Annotated in this window: 1 protein-coding gene and 1 pseudogene; one reads left to right on the forward strand and one right to left on the reverse strand. The window is 69.0% G+C overall.

All coding sequences use genetic code 11. From position 1 onward, the window contains the following. Window positions 1-514, forward strand: a pseudogene (locus ACWD4U_RS34765) (coagulation factor 5/8 type domain-containing protein); the annotation flags it as partial. 187 nt (window positions 515-701) lie between these two features. On the opposite strand, the gene ACWD4U_RS34770 reads toward ACWD4U_RS34765, so the two are convergent. Then, a partial coding sequence (locus ACWD4U_RS34770) for a hypothetical protein (RefSeq protein ID WP_449787417.1) occupies window positions 702-1,415 on the reverse strand: 714 nt, incomplete at its 5' end.

Here is a 1,415-nt window from a genome sequence, read left to right on the forward strand (position 1 = left end):
CTCCAACAACGTGATCGGCGACCACATGTGGCTGTGGCGCGCCGACCACGGCAGCGGCGTCGGCTGGACCAGCAACACCGCCGCCAACGGACTGATCGTGAACGGGAACAACGTCACCATGTACGGCCTGTTCGTCGAGCACTACCAGCAGACCCAGGTGATCTGGAACGGCAACGGCGGCCGCACCTACTTCTTCCAGAACGAGCTGCCCTACGACCCGCCGAACCAGGCCGCCTGGATGAACGGCTCGACCCGCGGCTACCCGGCCTACCAGGTCGCCCCCGGCGTCACCTCGCACGAGGCCTGGGGCCTGGGCTCCTACGCCTACTTCAACGTCAACCCGTCGGTGGTCGAGGAGCACTCGCTGGAGGCGCCCAACCGCACCGGCGTCCGCTTCCACGACATGGTGACCGTCTCGCTCGGCGGCACCGGCACCATCAACCACGTCATCAACTCCACCGGCGGCCCGTCCAACTCGGCCACCAACGTGGCCAACCTGGTCGCCTACCCGTAAGGAACGAAAGCCCTGGGATCGAGGAGAGTCCCAAAGGGAGGGTGGCACCACCGATCAATACGGTGGCGCCACCCGCGCGGGCATGTCCAGCCAACGCGCTCGATGATGCGGCGATCGTCATTCCGTCAGCAGGCGACCGGCGGGGCGGGGGTCAACGGGTGGGCCCGTGTTGTGTTGTGGTGGTTCGTCAGTCCGACCGCTTCTCGGCGGACAGGACGTGGGTGGCCCAGTAGGCGACGGTGGCGGGGTTGAGGTGGTACCGGTGGGCGAAGTCGTCGATGAGGTCCTCGGTGGGGCGGGGGTCGGTGGGGTCGGCGAGTTGTGCGTGGAATCGCTGGTAGTCGGTGCGGTAGGCGTCCTCGTGGGTCATGAGCAGGTGGTGGACTTCGGCGGTGGTGGGGATGTCCTGCCCGTACCAGACCGTGCCTGCGGTGTCCTCCAGGGTGTCGGGGGTGCTTCCGTAGACGAACGCCAGCGCGAGTGAGGTTTCGGGTGTGCCGGCGGACCTCGGGGCGGTCCCGGAACCCGTGGGGGCGGGTGTGGGGCGCGGCGGCGTGGGGTTGTGCCGGGTCAGGCTCTGGAAGATCTGCCGTGCCTGCTGGACGGTCGGCTGTGGGGCGAAGGAGTCGTTCCAGTCGATGGCGGGCATGACGGTGGGGCTGGTCCGGGTGGGATCGGCCTGCTCGCCGGCGCTGGGCGTGGTGCGTCGGCGCTTGCCGGTGGTGGGCCGGTCGTCGTCGAGATGGGTGCGCTTGGGCGGTGCGACGGGGGTGCTGGCGTCGTAGTGGTTGCCGGTGTGATGGACGGCGATGACGGGGGCGTGGGTGGGGCCGAGGTGTTCGATGTGGTCGGTGTCGCCGTGGACGTTGATGCGCAGGCGGATGCCGAGGGCGTGGGCGAG

This window comes from Kitasatospora sp. NPDC002522, assembly GCF_053595195.1.